This is a genomic window from Agrococcus sp. UYP10 (assembly GCF_040547205.1).
In the GTDB taxonomy this organism is placed as follows: domain Bacteria; phylum Actinomycetota; class Actinomycetes; order Actinomycetales; family Microbacteriaceae; genus Agrococcus; species Agrococcus jenensis.
In genome coordinates, this window is record NZ_JBEPPG010000001.1 from 91,101 (window position 1) to 107,289 (window position 16,189).

Consider the following 16,189-nt stretch of genomic DNA (forward strand, 5'->3'; position numbering starts at 1 on the left):
GGCCGGCTCAGGCCGTGACGACGGTGGCCTCGCCCGCGGGCAGGCCCTGCTCGGCGGCGAGCTTCCGCGCCTCCTCGATGAGCGTCGGCACGATGAGCGCCTCGGGCACGGTCTTGACGACCTCGCCCTTGATGAAGATCTGGCCCTTGCCGTTGCCGGATGCGACGCCGAGGTCGGCCTCGCGCGCCTCGCCCGGACCGTTGACGACGCATCCCATGACGGCGACGCGCAGCGGCACCTGCACGTCCTTGAGGCCCTCGGTGACGGCGTCGGCGAGCGAGTAGACGTCGACCTGCGCGCGGCCGCACGACGGGCACGACACGATCTCGAGCTTGCGCTCGCGGAGGTTGAGCGACTGCAGGATCTGCAGGCCGACCTTGATCTCCTCGGCGGGCGGGGCCGAGAGCGAGACGCGGATGGTGTCGCCGATGCCCTCGGCGAGCAGGATCGCGAAGGCCGTCGACGACTTGATCGTGCCCTGGAACGCCGGGCCCGCCTCGGTGACGCCGAGGTGCAGCGGCCAGTCGCCGCGCTCGGCGAGCATCCGGTAGGTCTTCACCATGACGACCGGGTCGTTGTGCTTGACCGAGATCTTGAAGTCGTGGAAGTCGTGCTCCTCGAACAGGCTCGCCTCCCAGACCGCCGACTCGACGAGCGCCTCGGGCGTCGCCTTGCCGTACTTCTCGAGCAGGCGCGGGTCGAGCGAGCCGGCGTTGACCCCGATGCGCAGGCTCACGCCCGCGGCCTTCGCGCGCTTCGCGATCTCGCCGACCTGGTCGTCGAACTTGCGGATGTTGCCCGGGTTGACGCGCACGGCGGCGCAGCCCGCGTCGATCGCCTGGTAGACGTACTTCGGCTGGAAGTGGATGTCGGCGATGACCGGGATCTGGCTCTTCTTCGCGATGATGTGCAGCACATCCGCGTCGTCCTGGCTCGGCACCGCGACGCGCACGATGTCGCAGCCGGTCGCCGTCAGCTCGGCGATCTGCTGGAGCGTCGCGTTGATGTCGGTGGTCTTCGTCGTGGTCATCGACTGCACCGAGACGGGCGCGTCACCACCGACGAGCACCTTGCCGACCTTGATCTGCCTGCTCTTGCGACGGGGCGCGAGCGTGAGCGGCTCGGGCTTGCCGAGATTGATGGCTGCCATGGTCGCAAGCCTACGCGCGCTGGCCCTGAGAGCCGCGCCGCCCGACCGCCGGGCCGGTCGCCGGGTCCGGGACTGCGATGATCGAGGCGTGATCACGGCAGCAGCGGACGGCTCCTCCCTCGGCAATCCCGGGCCCACCGGCTGGGGCTGGTACATCGACGACGCCCGCTGGGCGGCGGGCGGCCAGCGGCAGGGCACGAACAACATCGGCGAGCTCTCGGCGGTGATCGACCTGCTGCAGCAGACCGAGGGCGTCGACGAGCTGCTGATCCTGTGCGACAGCCAGTACGTCATCAAGTCGATCACACAGTGGATGCCCGGCTGGAAGCGCAAGGGCTGGCGGAAGGCCGACGGCAAGCCGGTGATGAACCGCGAGCTGCTCGAGGAGCTCGACCGCCTGATGACGGCGCGGAAGGCGGCCGGCGACGTGGTGCGCTTCGAGTGGGTGCGCGGCCACGCGGGGCATCCGCTCAACGAGGAGGCCGACCGGCTCGCGAACGGCGCCGCGACCGCCTACCAGCGCGGCGCGGTCCCGGATGCGGGACCCGGGTTCGGCGGCGTGACGCGCGCGCCCGCGCCGCCTGCCGCCGCAGCGCCCACGCCGGCACCGGCTCGGCCGTCGACGTCCGTCGGCCTGTTCGACGACCTCGACGGCTTCGCCGCCGACGACGTCCTCCCGGCCGCCGAGGCCGCCGCCGACGCCGACCAGGCGGCCGTCGTGCGCCTCGAGCGGGAGCTGCTGCGCGACGACGTGCGCGCCGACCGTGCGCGCGTCGCGGCGCTGCTGCATCCCGAGTGGGAGGAGATCGGCGCGTCGGGCCGCCGCTGGAGCCGCGAGCAGCTGCTCGCCGAGGTCTCCCCGCTCCCCTCACCGGTCGAGCTCGAGCTGCTCGCCGCCCATCGCGTCGCCGCCGACGCGCTCCTCATCGTCTGGCGCGGCACGGGCGCGACCGAGGCGCTGCGCAGCTCGCTGTGGGTGCGCGCCGACGGGAGCTGGCGCCAGCGGTTCCACCAGGGCACACCGCTGCAGGGATAGCCGCTGCCACGATCGCATCTGGTGGCGACGCGTCGACCGGAGTTCAGTGGGCGGTGCCCACGAGCCCGCTGCACCGCAGCCCCTGCCGCTCGCGGCGACGGGATGGAGGATGCGGATGGTGCCCGAACCGGATGATCAGGCGCTCAAGGCCAAGCATCGGACGATGTGGGCCTCGGGCGACTACCCGACCATGGTCGAGACGTTCCTGCTGCCCCTCGGGCCGCGGCTTGTCGCCGCAGCGGGCATCGTGGCCGGCACGCGCGTGCTCGACGTCGCGGCCGGCACCGGCAACGCGTCGCTCCCCGCGGCCGCCGCCGGCGCCGAGGTGAGGGCGAGCGACCTCACGCCCGAGCTGCTCGAGGCCGGCCGCCGCCGTGCCGAGGAGGCCGGGCTGCAGCTCGCGTGGGTGGAGGCCGACGCCGAGCGCCTGCCGTTCGCGGACGCGTCGTTCGACGTCGTCATGTCGTCGATCGGCGTCATGTTCGCCCCGCACCACCAGGCGGCGGCCGACGAGCTCGTGCGCGTGTGCGCGCCCGGCGGCACCGTCGCGCTGCTGAGCTGGACACCGGAGGGGATGCTCGGTGCGCTCTTCCGCACGATGAAGCCGTTCGCGGCGCCGCCGCCCCCGGGCGCGCAGCCCCCGCCACTCTGGGGCAGCGAGGCGCACCTCGCCGAGCTGTTCGGCGACCGAGTCCGGTTCCACACGCTCGAGCGCGACACGCTCGAGATCACCGCCTTCGCGCAGCCGCGCGACTACGCCGTGCACTTCAAGGCCAACTACGGCCCGACGATCGCGGCCCGCGCGAACGCCGAGCGCGAGGGCAGGGCAGAGGAGTTCGACGCCGCCCTCGACGCGTTCTGCGACGAGTGGGATCGCGGCTCGGACGGCCGCGCCCGGTTCGAGAAGGAGTACCTGATCGCGGTCGGCACCCGCAGCGCGTAGGAGGGCTAGCCGCCGAAGACGCTGATCGGCTTGACGATGTCGGCGTAGATGAGCAGCGCGCTCATGACGCCGAGCACGCCGGTGACGACGAGTGTCACCGGCACCCACTTCGCGGTGTCGAGCGGCTTCGCGACCGTGCCGCGCAGCCGCGCCCACCCGCGGCGCACGGCGTCGACGATGGCGCCCAGCACGTGGCCGCCGTCGAGCGGCATGAGCGGGATGAGGTTGAAGACGAAGAGCGCCACGTTGAGGCTCGCGAGCAGCTGCACCATCGCGCTCACGCGCTCGAGCACCGGCACCTGGTCGAGCGCGGCGATCTCGCCGGCCATGCGCCCGACGCCGACGACCGACATGGGGCCGTTCGGGTCGCGCTCCCCCGGCCCGAACGCGGCCTCGGCGACGTCGATGAGCCGCTGCGGCAGGTTGAGGATGAGCTCGCCGACGCGCACGACGTTGTCGCCGACGGCGGGGAGCACGGCGGATGCGGGCTGCTGCTCGATGACGTAGAGCGGCCCGACGCCGACGAAGCCGATGGTCTCGGTGACCGGGGCGCCGCCCGACTCGACGCGCTCGCCGCGGTCGTCGAAGACGTAGCGCTCGGTGGCGAGCGGCGTGACCTCGAGCGCGAGCTCGCGACCGTCGCGCTCGATGTCGAACGACGTCGCGACGCCGGCGCGGTCCCGGATCGCGGCCTGCACGTCGGCCCAGCCGGCGACGGGCTTCCCGTCGATGCGCACGATCGTGTCGCCCGGCAGCATGCCGGCGGCCGCGCCGGGCGCCTCGGGATCGCCGGCCGCGCACTCGGTGCGCTCCTCGGTCGCCGAGATCACGCACTCCGAGACCGCCGAGACGGTCGTCGACGGCACGGCGATGCCGAACCCGCACAGCACGAGCGCGTAGAGCACGGTCGCGAGCAGCAGGTTCATGGTCGGTCCGCCGAGCATGATGACGATGCGCTTCCAGGTCGCGAGCCGCCAGAAGGCCCGGTGCTCCTCGCCCTCGTGGATCGTCTCGGCGCTCGAGTCGCGCGCGTCCTGCACGAGCGTGTCGAGGAACCCGGTCGAGGCGTCGCGCGACTCCCCGCCCGGCCGCAGCGGCGGGAACATGCCCGACATCGAGATGTAGCCGCCGAGCGGGATGGCCTTGACGCCGTACTCCGTCTCGCCCTTGCGGAACGAGAAGAGCGTCGGGCCGAAGCCGATCATCCACTGGCCAACGCGCACGCCGAACGCCTTCGCGGGCCACAGGTGGCCCAGCTCGTGCAGGCCGATCGAGACGGCGAGGCCGATGACGACGACGAGCACGCCGACGATGTAGAGCAGCACGGGTTCCATCGCCGCTCAGGCTAGCCGCATAGCCGATGTCCCTACGCTGTGGCGCATGGCAGGCGGCCCAGCATCGACCGGCGCGACGGCGGTCGCCGAGCGCATCCCCAAGCAGGCATCCGACGGCCGCGGCATCGTGCTCGGCGTGGTCGGCCTCGCGCTCGTGCTGCTGCTGGCCTGGATCATGACCCGGCCGGACACCGACCCGGTCCGGCAGACGGCGACCGTCGAGGGCGGCGTGCCCGGGCCCGTCGGGTCGTGGAGCGGCGAGCAGCTCGAGCACGCGGCGATCGTGATGCGCGCCGGCCGCGACCTCGGCATGACCGAGCGCGACGTGCAGGTCGCGGTGATGACCGCGATGGGCGAGTCGAGCCTGCGGGTGCTCAACCGCGGCGACGACGCCGGCCCCGACTCGCGCGGCCTGTTCCAGCAGCGCGACCCGTGGGGGCCCTACGAGGTGCGCATGGACGCCTACGGCTCGGCCGTGCTCTTCTACCGAGCGCTCGCGGAGGTCGGCGGGCGCGACGCGATGGAGCCGACGCTCGTCGCGCACGCGGTGCAGATCAACCGCGATCCCAACCACTACGCCCGCTGGTGGGACGACGCGGCCGAGGTGGTCGCGGCGATCGACCGGGCGGGCGTCGTAGTGGTCGTCGAGCGGGCCTAGGGCTACCGGCCGACGCCGCAGACGTCGTCGGCGACGCGGCGAGCCCAGCGCTCCGCCTGCAGGACGAGCTCGAGCGTCAGATCGCCGGGCTCGTGCTGCTCGAGCACCCGCTCGATCGCGGGGATGATGTCGAGGAACCCGATCTCGCCGGCGTGGAAGGCGTGCACCGCCTGCTCGTTCGCGGCGTTGAAGACGGCCGGGTAGGTGGAGCCGAGCTGCCCGACCCGCTTCGCGAGCGCCACCGCGGGGAAGGCGGTCTCGTCGAGCGGCTCGAACGTCCAGCTCGAGGCGGTCGTCCAGTCGAGCGGCACCCCGACGCCGGGCACCCGGTGCGGCCAGTCGAGGCCGAGCGAGATGGGCAGCCGCATGTCGGGCGGCGAGGCCTGCGCGATCGTCGAGCCGTCGGCGAACTCGACCATCGAGTGCACGATTGACTGCGGGTGCACCGTCACGTCGATCCGCGCGAGCGGGACGTCGAACAGCAGGTGCGCCTCGATCACCTCGAGTCCCTTGTTCACGAGCGTCGCGGAGTTCGTCGTCACCATCGGCCCCATGTCCCACGTGGGGTGGGCGAGCGCCTCCGCCGGGTCGACGTCGGCCATCCGCTCGCGGGACCAGCCGCGGAACGGCCCCCCGGATGCCGTCAGCACGAGGCGACGCACCTCCCCGTGGTCGCCCGCGCGCAGGCACTGGGCGATGGCGGAGTGCTCGGAGTCGACCGGCACGATCTGGCCGGGCGCGGCCCGCCGCATGACGAGGTCGCCGCCGGCGATGAGCGACTCCTTGTTCGCGAGCGCGAGCGTCCTGCCGGCGTCGAGCGCGGCGAGCGTGGGCGCGAGCCCGACCGAGCCGGTGATGCCGTTGACGACGACGTCGCAGTCGACCGACTCGATCATCGTGACGGCCGCGTCGGCGCCGAGGGCCGCCTCGCCGCCGAAGGCCGCCTGCTGCGCCTCGAGCCCCGCCCGGTCGCTGCCGGCGACGAGCCCGACGACCTCGAAGCGGTCCGGGTTGGCGCGGATGACGTCGAGCGTCTGGGTGCCGATCGAGCCGGTCGAGCCGAGGATGATGACGCGGCGGCGCATCAGCGCTCCCCCTGCTCGCCCGCGACGAGGATGGTGGGCTCGTGCAGCACCGGGAAGGCGACGGACGAGGCGATGAAGCAGTCGCGGCCGGCCTGCCCGTGCGCGTCGAGCGCATCCGCCGCCCGCGCGGCGTCGGTGATCGTCACGACCGGGTGCAGCACGGCCTCCGTGAAGCGGCCTCCGGAGCCCTCGGTCACCATCGTGCCGGTCGCGGCGTCGCGGTAGGCGGTGACGACGATGCCGCGGCTCGCCGCCTGGTGCAGGTAGGAGAGCATGTGGCACTGCGCGAGCGCGGCCAGCAGCAGCTGCTCGGGGTTGTGGCGCCCGCGATCGCCGCGGAAGGTCTTGTCGGCGGAGCCGAGGATGTCGGGGAGCCCGTCGATGCGGACGACGTGGTCGCGCGCGTAGGAGCGGTACGTCCTCGTGCCCTCGTCGCCGGCCCCGGTCCACTCGACCTCGACGGCGTAGGCGTGCTGCATCGGCATGGCATCAGCGTAGGCGTCGCACGCTCCCGGCTCGCTGCCCGGCGTAGGATCGAGCGCATGACCGACATCGCCATCTCCGCGCCGTCCCGCTCCGTCGTCACCGAGATCCCCGGCCCGAAGAGCCGCGCGCTGCTCGAGCGCAAGGCCAAGGCGGTGCCGCAGGGCATCCCCCACCAGCTGCCCGTCTTCATCGAGTCCGCGCACGACGCGATCATCACCGACGTCGACGGCAACCGCTTCATCGACCTCGGCTGCGGCATCGGCGTGACCACCGTCGGCCACACGAACGACGCCGTCGTCGCTGCCGTGCGCGAGCAGGTCGGCAAGCTCACGCACTCGCTGTTCGGCACCACGCCCTACGAGTCCTATGTGCGCGTCGCCGAGTACCTCGCCGCGCACACCCCCGGCGACCATGACAAGAAGACGTTCTTCGTCAACTCCGGCTCGGAGGCCGTCGAGAACGGCGTCAAGGTCGCCCGCAAGTTCACCGGCCGCCGCGCGGTCGCCGTCGTCGAGCACGGCTACCACGGCCGCACGAACCTGACGATGACCATGAACTACAAGCCGGCCCCGTACGCGACCGGCATGGGCCCGCTCGCGTCCGACATCTTCCACGCGCCCGGCTCCTACCCGCTGCAGGACCAGCTCGACGGCGTCGAGGCCGCCGAGCGCACCCAGTACTACCTCGAGAAGCACGTCGGCGTCTCCGACCTCGCGTGCCTCGTCATCGAGCCCATCCAGGGCGAGGGCGGCTTCATCGTGCCCGCCGACGGCTACCTGCCTGCGATGCAGGAGTGGTGCACCGCGAACGGCGTCGTGATGATCGCCGACGAGGTGCAGTCCGGCATCTGCCGCACTGGCACGACGTTCGCCTCCGAGCAGCTGGGCTGGGTGCCCGACATGGTGCTCTCGGCGAAGGGCATCGCGGGCGGCCTGCCGCTCGCCGGCGTCACCGGCCGCGCCGAGATCATGGACTCCGTGCACGTCGGCGGCATCGGCGGCACGTTCGGCGGCAACCCGGTCGCGTGCGCCGCGGCGGTCGCGGTCTTCGAGCAGATCGAGGCGAACGACCTCAACGCCGAGGCGCAGCGCATCGAGCGCGTCCTGCGCCCGCTGCTCGACGGCCTCGCCGAGCAGCACCCCGAGATCATCGAGGTGCGCGGTCGCGGCGCGATGCTCGCGATCGAGTTCATCGACCCCGAGTCGGGCGCGCCCATCCCGACCGCGCCGATCTCGCAGGCGGCGGGCCTCGACGGCGTGCTCGTGCTCACGGCCGGCACCGACTACAACGTGCTGCGCTTCCTGCCGAGCCTGAAGATCACCGACGACCAGCTGCGCGAGGCCGTCGACGTCATCGGCCGCGCGATCGCCTCGACGAAGTCCGTGTGATGCTCGTCGGGGTCCCGCGCGAGACCAAGGCCGACGAGGCGCGCGTCGCGCTGACGCCAGCCGGTGCGGCGGAGCTCGTCGCCCGTGGCCACGAGGTCGTCGTCGAGGCCGGCGCGGGCCTCGGCAGCGGGATCCCGGACGAGGCCTACGTCGCGGCCGGCGCGCGCACCGTCGCGACGGCCGCCGAGGCGTGGGCCTCGGAGCTCGTCGTGAAGGTCAAGGAGCCGACGCCCGCGGAGCTCGGCTTCCTGCGCGACGACCTGACCCTCTTCACCTACCTGCACCTCGCGGCGTCCCCCGAGCTCGCGCAGGCGCTGCTCGAGCGCGGCACGACCGCGATCGCCTACGAGACGGTGCGCGCGCCCGACGGGTCGCTGCCGCTGCTCGCGCCGATGAGCGAGGTCGCCGGCCGCCTCTCGGTCACGCAGGGCGCGTCGCTCCTCACCGCGCCGGCGGGCGGCGCCGGGCTGCTGCTCGGCGGCGTGCCGGGCACGCGCGCGGGTCACACCGTCGTGCTGGGCGGCGGCGTCGCCGGCACCGCGGCCGTCGAGATGGCGGTCGGCCTCGGCTCGCGCGTCACCGTGCTCGACGTCTCGCTGCCGCGGCTGCGCCAGTTCGACGTCGTCTACGGCGGACGGGTGCAGACGCTGCACTCCAACCTCGTCACCGTGGCCGAGTCGGTCGCCGACGCCGACCTCGTCATCGGCTCGGTGCTCATCCCCGGGGCGAAGGCGCCCAAGCTCGTCACGAGCGCGATGGTCGAGGGCATGCGCCCCGGCTCGGTGCTCGTCGACATCGCGATCGACCAGGGCGGCTGCTTCGCCGACTCGCGGCCGACGACGCACCGCGAGCCGACGTTCCGCGTGCACGGCTCGGTGTTCGCGTGCGTCGCGAACCTGCCGGGCGCGGTGCCGCGCACCTCGACGTCGGCGCTCACGAACGCGACGCTCGCGGCGACCACGCGGATCGCCGACCTCGGCTGGCGCGAGGCGCTGCGGGCGGATGCCGGTCTCGCGCAGGGCCTCAACACGAGCGGCGGGCAGGTCGTCCACCCGGGCGTCGCCTCGTCGCTCGGCGCTCAGGCCGTGCCGGTCGCCTCGCTGCTCGGGTAGCGCAGCCGCTCGAGGCGACCGTCGGCGAGCACCCATGCAGGTGCTCCGCGCATCGGCGGTGCCGGCGGCGCGTTGCGCAGCACCTGTCGGAGCTGCCGCTCGTCGACGCCGAGCACGACGACCGGCCGGTCGAGCCGCAGCCGGTCGAGCTCGCCCCACGCCGCCTCCCACTCGGCGACGGTGCCCGCGACGACGTCGCCGGGCTGGCCTGGCCGCGCCGCCTCGCGGGCGATCGCCGGCATCGCCGCGGCCGGCCCGAGCACGATCGCAGCGCGGCCGGTCGGCATCGGCACCGAGCGCGGCGCCCGGCGCGGCGCCCGCCCCTCCGCGATCGCGAGCTGGATGCGCTCGTCGCGCAGCCAGCCCGCCCCGGGCGGCAGCGTGCCGTCGTGCAGCGCGCCGGCGCCGCCCGCCACGACGTGCTCCTGGCGGCTGGCGATCCGCAGCAGGATGCGCAGCTCGGCGAGCGGCGCGAGCTGCCCCATCGCGCTCGAGGCGCGCCGCGCGGTGAGCGCGACCGGCGCCCCCTCGCGCATCCTGCGCGCGAGCAGCTGCACGACGATCGCCTGCTGCTCCTCCCCCAGCCGGGCGAGCTGCAGGTCGAGGTCGTCGACGACGAGCGGCGCGGCGACCGCGCGCTCCGTCTGCGGCTCCCACAGCGCGTCCCAGAGCGCATCCTCGCGGTCGACGACCGGGCAGCCGAGCTGCGTCGCGAGCAGGTCGGCGAGCCCCGTCCTGCCGCTCGCCGCGCCGCCGATCGCGAGCAGCGGCCCGTCGGTCGCGGGCAGCCACCGGGCAGGGGCGACGCGCTGCTCGGCCGGCAGGTCGACGAGCCCGAGGCGGATGCCGTCCCCCGGCACGGCCGCGAGCGGGAGCCGCTCGGGCAGCGGCTCGCACCACGGCCGCGGCGGGCGCGGCTGCCCGGCAGCAGCGTCGACGAGCCGCGCGAGGTGCGCCGGGGAGGCGATGGCCGCCTGCGCCGTGCGCGTCGCGCCGCCGCTCACGCGGACGACGCATCGTCCGCGCGCCTCGAGCGGGATCGCGGCCGCCTCGGCGGTGCCGGTGATCGCGAGCGCGTCGTGCGGCTCGGTCACCCGCAGCGAGATCCGGATGCCGCAGTTCGCGAGCAGTGCGTCGCGCACGGCCTCGGCGGGGCGCTGCGTGCACAGCACGAGGTGCACGCCGAGCGAGCGACCGCGCGCGGCGAGGTCGACGAACAGCCGGTGCAGGTCGGGCAGCTCCTGCAGCATCGCCGCGAACTCGTCGACGACGATCACGAGCCGCCCGAGCCCCGCCGCCTCGTCGACCGCACGCGCCCCCTGGGCCGCGAGCATCCGCTCCCGCCGCCGGAGCTCGGCCCGCAGGCTCTCGATCGCGCGCCTCGCGCCCGCCTCGTCGAGGTCGGTCATGACGCCGACGCAGTGCGCGAGCGCCGCGATCGGCGCGAACGAGGCGCCGCCCTTGAAGTCGACGAGCAGGAACGCGACCTCGGCGGTCGACCTGCCCGTCGCCATGGCGGCGACCCAGGCGAGCAGCAGCTCGCTCTTGCCCGAGCCGGTCGTGCCGCCGACGACGGCGTGCGGTCCGTCGCGCACGAGGTCGAGCTCGACCGGCGCGTCGTCGGCGAGGAAGATCGCGGCGAGCCCGCCGGTCGCGACCGGCAGGGCCTCGAGCTCGACGCGCCCGGTTCCGCCCGCACCACGGATGCCCGCGTGCGCCGCGGCACGCGCGAGCAGCGCGACCGCGGCCGCCGCCTCCCGCTCGGCGAGCGCCACCGGAGCGCACGTGCGGTCGCCGGAACCCGGCGGACGCAGCCGCGCGCGGTCGAGCGCGACGTGCACCACGACGCGGCACTCGCGCGGCAGTGCCGACGCCACCGGTGCGATCGCCACCGTCGCCTCGAGCCCCTCGCCCACGAACCGCACGGTCGCGCCCGGCTCGCGGTGGAGCTGGTGCGGTGCCGCCGCGAGCCAGTCCCAGGCCGGGTCGTCCGGCGCGATGAGCGCCGCGGCATCCGGCGGCACGGCCTCGAGCAGCTGCACGACCGCGGCTCGAGCGACCGCGAGGGCGACGGGCGCTGGCCCGACGAGCCCGACGCCCTCGCTGGAGTCGACGAGCACCGGTCCGAGCAGCGTGGCGGCGGCGGAGCGCAGCCGCTCGGCCTCGGCCGCGGCGCCGATGCTGCGCACGAGCCGGTCGCTCGCGGGCACCTCGCCGTCGACGGCGACGCCCGAGGGCAGCGCGCCCATGCCGAGCACGATCGGGAGGCCGGCATCGCCCGCCGCCGCCCGCCAGCGGTGCGGATCGTGCGCGGGCCGCGCCGCGAGCGCGCGAGGTCCCGGATGCGCGCGGGCGAGCGCCGCACGCCGCTCGTCGAGCGCGGCATCGACCCGGTCGGCGACCGCGGCGAGCTCCGCGCGCCAGCGCTCCTCCTCGCGCCGCCGACGCCGGCGCCGCACGCGTCGCCCGTCGCCGAGGCTCGCGAGCGCGATCACGGGGCCGAGGAGCGCGAGCACGAGCACCGTCGGCGTCTGCAGCAGCAGCCAGAGCGCGCCGGCGCCGAGCACCGGGGCGAGGCTCGCGAGCAGCGGGAACGACGCGGGCTCGGGCTCCGACGGTGCCCGCGGCAGGGCGATGCGCGTCTCCATGCCGGCAGGATGGCCGCCGCGACGGGCATGCCGTCGTCGGCCGTCCCGACCCTGTGGAGAGCGGCCTCAGCGGCCCACGAGCGACGCCGGGTTGAGGCTCGCGAGCAGCGGGCGCAGCCTGCCCGCGCCGGCGTCGCGGGCGGCGAGCACGTCGTCGCTCAGCCGCCACGCGTCGTCCACCTCGGCGTCGGTCGGCGGCGCCGCGGCGAAGACCGCCCGGTCGACGCGGGCGGCGAGCTCGCGCATCCGCTCGTCGGCGGCCGCCTGCTCGAGCCGCGTGCCGTCGGGCTGCGGCGGCTCGCCGCGGTCGCGCAGCCGATCGACGAGCTCGGTCCATGCCCCCTCTGCGCGGTCGCGCGGCGCGTCCGCGCGCCGCCGCCTCCGGCGGCGCACGACCTTCGCGACGACGAGTCCGACGGGCAGCGCCGCGACGAGGGCGAGCAGCCCCAGCACGGCGGCGCCGGCGCCGAGCACGGCCAGCAGCCGCGAGGCCGGGTCGCCGGTGTCCTGCGGCGCGCTCGGCGCCGCGGGGTCGGCGCCCTGCTCCTGCCCTCCCGGGGCCGGCACCGGCGCCTGCTGCGCGGGCGGCTCCTCGACGACCGACGGCGCGCCGTCCTCCTCCTCGGGGATGGGCCGCTCGTCCGCCACCACGTCGATGCCGACCCAGCCGGAGGTGGTGCGCACCTCGATCCAGGCATCCGCGTCGGCGCCGCGGACGACGGTCGGCACGCCGGCCTCGACCACGTCGGGCGTGTAGCCGACCACGACGCGCGCGTCGAAGCCGAGCTGCCGGGCGAGCAGCATCGCGGCCGTCGCGTACTGCTCGGCGTCGCCGATCATCGGCTCGCGGAACAGCTCCTCGAGCCGCTCGAGCGAGTGGCCGGGGCGCGACGGCGCCTCCTCCTCGAGCACGCCGTGGCTGACGTAGCCCGCGGCCCGGAGGCCGTCGACCATGGCGGCGAGCCGTTCGCCCTGCGTGCTCGCCTCGCCCGTCCACGAGGCGAGCGCCTCGAGCATCGCGTCCGGGAGCACCTCGGAGCCCTGCGCGGGATCGGCGGGCTCGAGCGCCGCCACGCCCTCGCCCGCGACCACCGGCGTGCCCGGCTCGACGAGCAGCTGGTAGCCGTCGCCGGCGCCGAGCCCCGGGGCCACGACGAGCGCGCCGAGCGCCGCGTCGCGGTGGAGCCCGGAGGCGAGCAGGTCGGAGCGCGGGCCGACGAACCGGATCCCCGACGCCACGCCGACGCTCGGCAGCCACGGGCCGCGCAGCTCGCCGATCGTGATGCCGACGATGCGGCCCCGCCCCTCCTCGGCGCTCGCGACGCGCTCGAAGGCGGCCCGTCCGACGCCGAGCACCTCGCCGTCGTAGTCGTCGAGCGCGGCGACGCGGATGCGGTCGCCCGCCTCGAGCCCCGTCGCGGTCAGCTGCGTGGCCTCGCGCGCGTCGACCGCCCAGTTCGCGCGGTAGCCCGAGAGCGGCGAGGCGCCCTCGAGCGTCACCGACGACGCGCTGTCGCCGCGCAGCACCACGCGCTCGGGCAGCGGCAGCAGGGCGCCCGCCGCCGCCCCGCCTCCGCCCGCGAGCAGCGCGACGAGCGCACCGGCACCGACGCGGCGCGCGAGCGATGACAGGGCGCGCGGCGCCCGGCTGCGGCGGCGGGCCTGCCGCACGACCGTCACGTACGCCGTGATCGGCACGATCGTCAGCAGTCCCGTGAGCCAGGGCGCGGGCAGGTCGGTCGGTCCCCAGAGGATCGCCCAGATGGCGAGGAGCGCCGGCACGAGCGCCGCGGCCTCCGCGCGGCGCGATCGCAGCGCGAGCGTGACCGCGACGATCGTGCCCGCGAGCACGAGCACGATCGGCGCCATGAGCAGCGAGTCGCCCGTGCCGACGGGCAGGCCGATCGTGAGCAGCCGCCGCCAGGCGAGCACGAGCGCGGCGCTCGCGTCGGCGAAGGCGGGCAGCCACTCGCCGCGCGGGATGCGCTGCGGGGCGGTGAGCGGCACCGCCAGCAGCGCGAGCGCGACGACGCCCATGGTCGCGAGCAGCGCCTTGCTCCAGCGGCGCAAGGCGCCGACCGCCGCGATCGCGGCGCCGACGAGCAGCGCCACGGCGAGCGCGACGACGAGCTGGGGCGTGCCGAAGATCCACCACATCGGCACGCACGCGGCGGCGATCGCGAGCATCACGAGGCCCGCGCCCGGTGCGCGGGCGATCACGGCGACCTCGACTGGCGGATGCCGCGGGCGAGGTCCTCGATCGCGCCGACCGTCACGACATCGGCGTCCCCGAGCCGCGAGCGCGCCGGCGCCGCGCCGACGGCCGCCCGCACGACGATCGACACCACGCCCGCCGGCATGCCGTTCGCGGCGGTGCGGAGCGTGCGCGGCGCGACGGTCGATCCGGTGATGAGCCAGGCGACGCTGCCGGGCGCACCGCCGCGGGAGGCGCGGGAGGCCTGCGCGATGCCGTGGGCGCTGCGCGGCTCGAGCACCGCGAGCGCGTCGAGCAGCCGCTCGCGCGTGGCGGCGTCGATCGGCTGCGCCGCGCCGCGCTCGGTCGCGGGGCTCTCGACGACGCGCACGGTGCGACGGTCCGCGATCGCGGCGAGCGCGAGCGTGCCGACGAGCGAGAGCGCGAGCTCGAAGTCGTCGCCGTCGTACTCGGAGGGGTCGGTGGAGACGACGATGAGCGTGTCGGCGCGGCGCGACGGCTCGAACTGGCGCACGAGCAGGGTGCCGTGCCGCGCGCTCGAGCGCCAGTGCACGAGCCGCCGGTCGTCGCCCGGCGAGTACTCGCGCAGGCTGTGGAACGAGACGTCGTCGGCGGTGCGCTCGGCGGCGGCCTCGCCGTCGAGGTCGCGGACGATGCCGCCAGCACCGCCCGGCAGCCGGACGACGCGCGGGTGCACGACGAGCGTGCGCGTCTCGGTCAGGTGGTGCCGACGCTCGAGCACGCCGAACGGGTCGGTGCGGAGGATCGTGGCCGGGCCGATCGTGCGCAGCCCGCGCCTCGAGGTGTCGAGCGGCACGCTGCGCAGCACGCTCGCGCCGACCTCGAGCGGCGGGATCTCGAGCACGGCCTCCTCGTCGCCCACGTTGAGGTCGACCTGGCGGGGCGTCGCGGCGCGCGACGGACGGGCGATCTCGACGAGCGCGAGCGCCTCCGAGCCGACCGGCACGCGCTCGGCGCTCAGGCCGATCCTGGCGCGCGCCCACCGCTCGCCGACGATCCACGGGATCGCGCCGAGCATGAGGCATCCGGCCGCGACGGCCGCGACGATCGCCTCGCTCCAGCCGAGCGTGCGGGCGAGCACGATGCCCATCACGACGGTCGCCAGCAGCGTCCACCCCCACGGGGTGAGCGCGCGCAGGGCGCCGTCGAGCCAGCGCATGTCAGCGCCTGGGCGGCGCCACGGTGAGCATGAGCTGCTGCACGATGCTCTCGGGCCGGACGTCGTCGAACTCCGCCTCGGGCTGCAGCACCAGGCGGTGCGCGAGCGCGGGCACCGCGAGCGCCTTGACGTCGTCGGGGGTCACGTAGTCGCGCCCGTGGATGGCCGCCCAGGCCCGCGCCGTGCGGACGAGCGCGAGCGCCCCGCGCACCGAGACGCCGAGGCGCACCTCGTCGGCCTCGCGCGTCGCCTCCACGAGCCGCGCGACGTAGTCGACGATCGAGGGCTCGACGTGCACGCCGCGGATGACGGCCGCCATCGTCTGCACCGTCGCCGCATCCGTCACCGGGCGGATGTCGTCCGGCGAGACCTCGTCGCCCGAGTCGGCGAGGATCCGCAGGGTCGACGCGTGGTCGGGGTAGCCGATCGACGCCTTGAGGGCGAACCGGTCGAGCTGCGCCTCGGGCAGCTCGTAGGTGCCGGCGTGCTCGATCGGGTTCTGCGTGGCGATCACCATGAACGGCTGCGGCACCGAGTGCGGCACGCCGTCGACCGTGACCCGGCCCTCCTGCATCACCTCGAGCAGCGCCGACTGCGTCTTGGGGCTCGCGCGGTTGATCTCGTCGGCGAGCACCACGTTCGCGAACACCGGGCCCTGCCGGTACTCGAACTCGCCGGCGCCCTGGCTCCACACGCTCACGCCGGTGATGTCGCCGGGCAGCAGGTCGGGCGTGAACTGGATGCGCGTCGCCGTGCCCGAGATCGAGGCCGCGAGCGCGCGGGCGAGCGACGTCTTGCCGGTGCCGGGGTTGTCCTCGATGAGCAGGTGGCCGTGGCTCAGCATCGCGGTGAGCGACAGCTGCACGACGTGCGGCTTGCCGACGAGCACCCGCTCGACCCGCTCGACCACTCGCTCGGACAGCTCCTGGATGCTCGCGACGTCGACGCCCACGG

At 75.1% G+C, this 16,189-nt stretch carries 13 protein-coding genes; 5 read left to right on the forward strand and 8 right to left on the reverse strand.

All coding sequences use genetic code 11. The features are described from left to right. Nucleotides 1-7 precede the first annotated feature (7 nt). Nucleotides 8-1,150, reverse strand: coding sequence for a flavodoxin-dependent (E)-4-hydroxy-3-methylbut-2-enyl-diphosphate synthase (ispG, locus tag ABIB37_RS00460; RefSeq protein ID WP_123697476.1), 1,143 nt, complete (start codon nucleotides 1,148-1,150; stop codon nucleotides 8-10). Between the two features lie 88 nt (nucleotides 1,151-1,238). Between ispG and ABIB37_RS00465 the strand changes: the two genes are divergently transcribed. Together ABIB37_RS00465 and ABIB37_RS00470 are read left to right on the forward strand one after the other, a co-directional pair. Next, nucleotides 1,239-2,186, forward strand: coding sequence for an RNase H family protein (locus tag ABIB37_RS00465; RefSeq protein ID WP_354255320.1), 948 nt, complete (start codon nucleotides 1,239-1,241; stop codon nucleotides 2,184-2,186). A 118-nt stretch (nucleotides 2,187-2,304) separates the two neighbouring features. Next, nucleotides 2,305-3,129, forward strand: coding sequence for a class I SAM-dependent methyltransferase (locus tag ABIB37_RS00470; protein WP_354255323.1), 825 nt, complete (start codon nucleotides 2,305-2,307; stop codon nucleotides 3,127-3,129). A 5-nt stretch (nucleotides 3,130-3,134) separates the two neighbouring features. On the opposite strand, the gene ABIB37_RS00475 is transcribed toward ABIB37_RS00470, so the two are convergent. Continuing rightward, on the reverse strand, nucleotides 3,135-4,463 hold the full coding sequence (locus ABIB37_RS00475) for a M50 family metallopeptidase (RefSeq protein ID WP_354255326.1): 1,329 nt from the start codon (nucleotides 4,461-4,463) through the stop codon (nucleotides 3,135-3,137). A gap of 46 nt (nucleotides 4,464-4,509) precedes the next feature. On the opposite strand from ABIB37_RS00475, the gene ABIB37_RS00480 reads away from it, so the two are divergent. Continuing rightward, nucleotides 4,510-5,121, forward strand: coding sequence for a transglycosylase SLT domain-containing protein (locus tag ABIB37_RS00480; RefSeq protein ID WP_354255328.1), 612 nt, complete (start codon nucleotides 4,510-4,512; stop codon nucleotides 5,119-5,121). Nucleotides 5,122-5,123: 2 nt separating this feature from the next. On the opposite strand, the gene dxr is transcribed toward ABIB37_RS00480, so the two are convergent. Together dxr and ABIB37_RS00490 are read right to left on the reverse strand one after the other, a co-directional pair. Beyond that, nucleotides 5,124-6,206, reverse strand: coding sequence for a 1-deoxy-D-xylulose-5-phosphate reductoisomerase (gene dxr / locus ABIB37_RS00485; RefSeq protein WP_354255331.1), 1,083 nt, complete (start codon nucleotides 6,204-6,206; stop codon nucleotides 5,124-5,126). Beyond that, nucleotides 6,206-6,691 (reverse strand): OsmC family protein, encoded by a 486-nt coding sequence (locus ABIB37_RS00490; RefSeq protein WP_354255334.1) that lies wholly within the window; start codon nucleotides 6,689-6,691, stop codon nucleotides 6,206-6,208. The genes dxr and ABIB37_RS00490 overlap by 1 nt, the downstream gene beginning before the upstream one ends. A 57-nt stretch (nucleotides 6,692-6,748) precedes the next feature. Here ABIB37_RS00490 and ABIB37_RS00495 point away from each other — a divergent pair, with 57 nt between their 5' ends. Then, nucleotides 6,749-8,080, forward strand: coding sequence for an aminotransferase class III-fold pyridoxal phosphate-dependent enzyme (locus tag ABIB37_RS00495; RefSeq protein WP_354255337.1), 1,332 nt, complete (start codon nucleotides 6,749-6,751; stop codon nucleotides 8,078-8,080). Beyond that, on the forward strand, nucleotides 8,080-9,192 hold the full coding sequence (ald, locus tag ABIB37_RS00500) for an alanine dehydrogenase (protein ID WP_354255339.1): 1,113 nt from the start codon (nucleotides 8,080-8,082) through the stop codon (nucleotides 9,190-9,192). Before ABIB37_RS00495 ends, ald begins: the two co-directional genes overlap by 1 nt. Here the strand turns inward: ald and ABIB37_RS00505 are convergent. The 4 genes from ABIB37_RS00505 to ABIB37_RS00520 form a co-directional block, all read right to left on the reverse strand. Beyond that, nucleotides 9,159-11,840: an FtsK/SpoIIIE domain-containing protein gene (locus ABIB37_RS00505; RefSeq protein WP_354255342.1), complete on the reverse strand. Its 2,682-nt coding sequence runs from the start codon at nucleotides 11,838-11,840 to the stop codon at nucleotides 9,159-9,161. The genes ald and ABIB37_RS00505 overlap by 34 nt on opposite strands. Nucleotides 11,841-11,906: 66 nt before the next feature. Next, complete coding sequence (locus tag ABIB37_RS00510; protein ID WP_354255345.1) at nucleotides 11,907-14,060, reverse strand: transglutaminase domain-containing protein; 2,154 nt, start codon at nucleotides 14,058-14,060, stop codon at nucleotides 11,907-11,909. Further along, entirely contained in the window at nucleotides 14,057-15,235 is a 1,179-nt protein-coding gene (locus ABIB37_RS00515) for a DUF58 domain-containing protein (protein WP_354255348.1), read from the reverse strand. The genes ABIB37_RS00510 and ABIB37_RS00515 overlap by 4 nt, the downstream gene beginning before the upstream one ends. A gap of 1 nt (nucleotide 15,236) precedes the next feature. Further along, nucleotides 15,237-16,187 (reverse strand): AAA family ATPase, encoded by a 951-nt coding sequence (locus tag ABIB37_RS00520; RefSeq protein ID WP_354255351.1) that lies wholly within the window; start codon nucleotides 16,185-16,187, stop codon nucleotides 15,237-15,239. Between the last annotated feature and the right edge of the window lie 2 nt (nucleotides 16,188-16,189).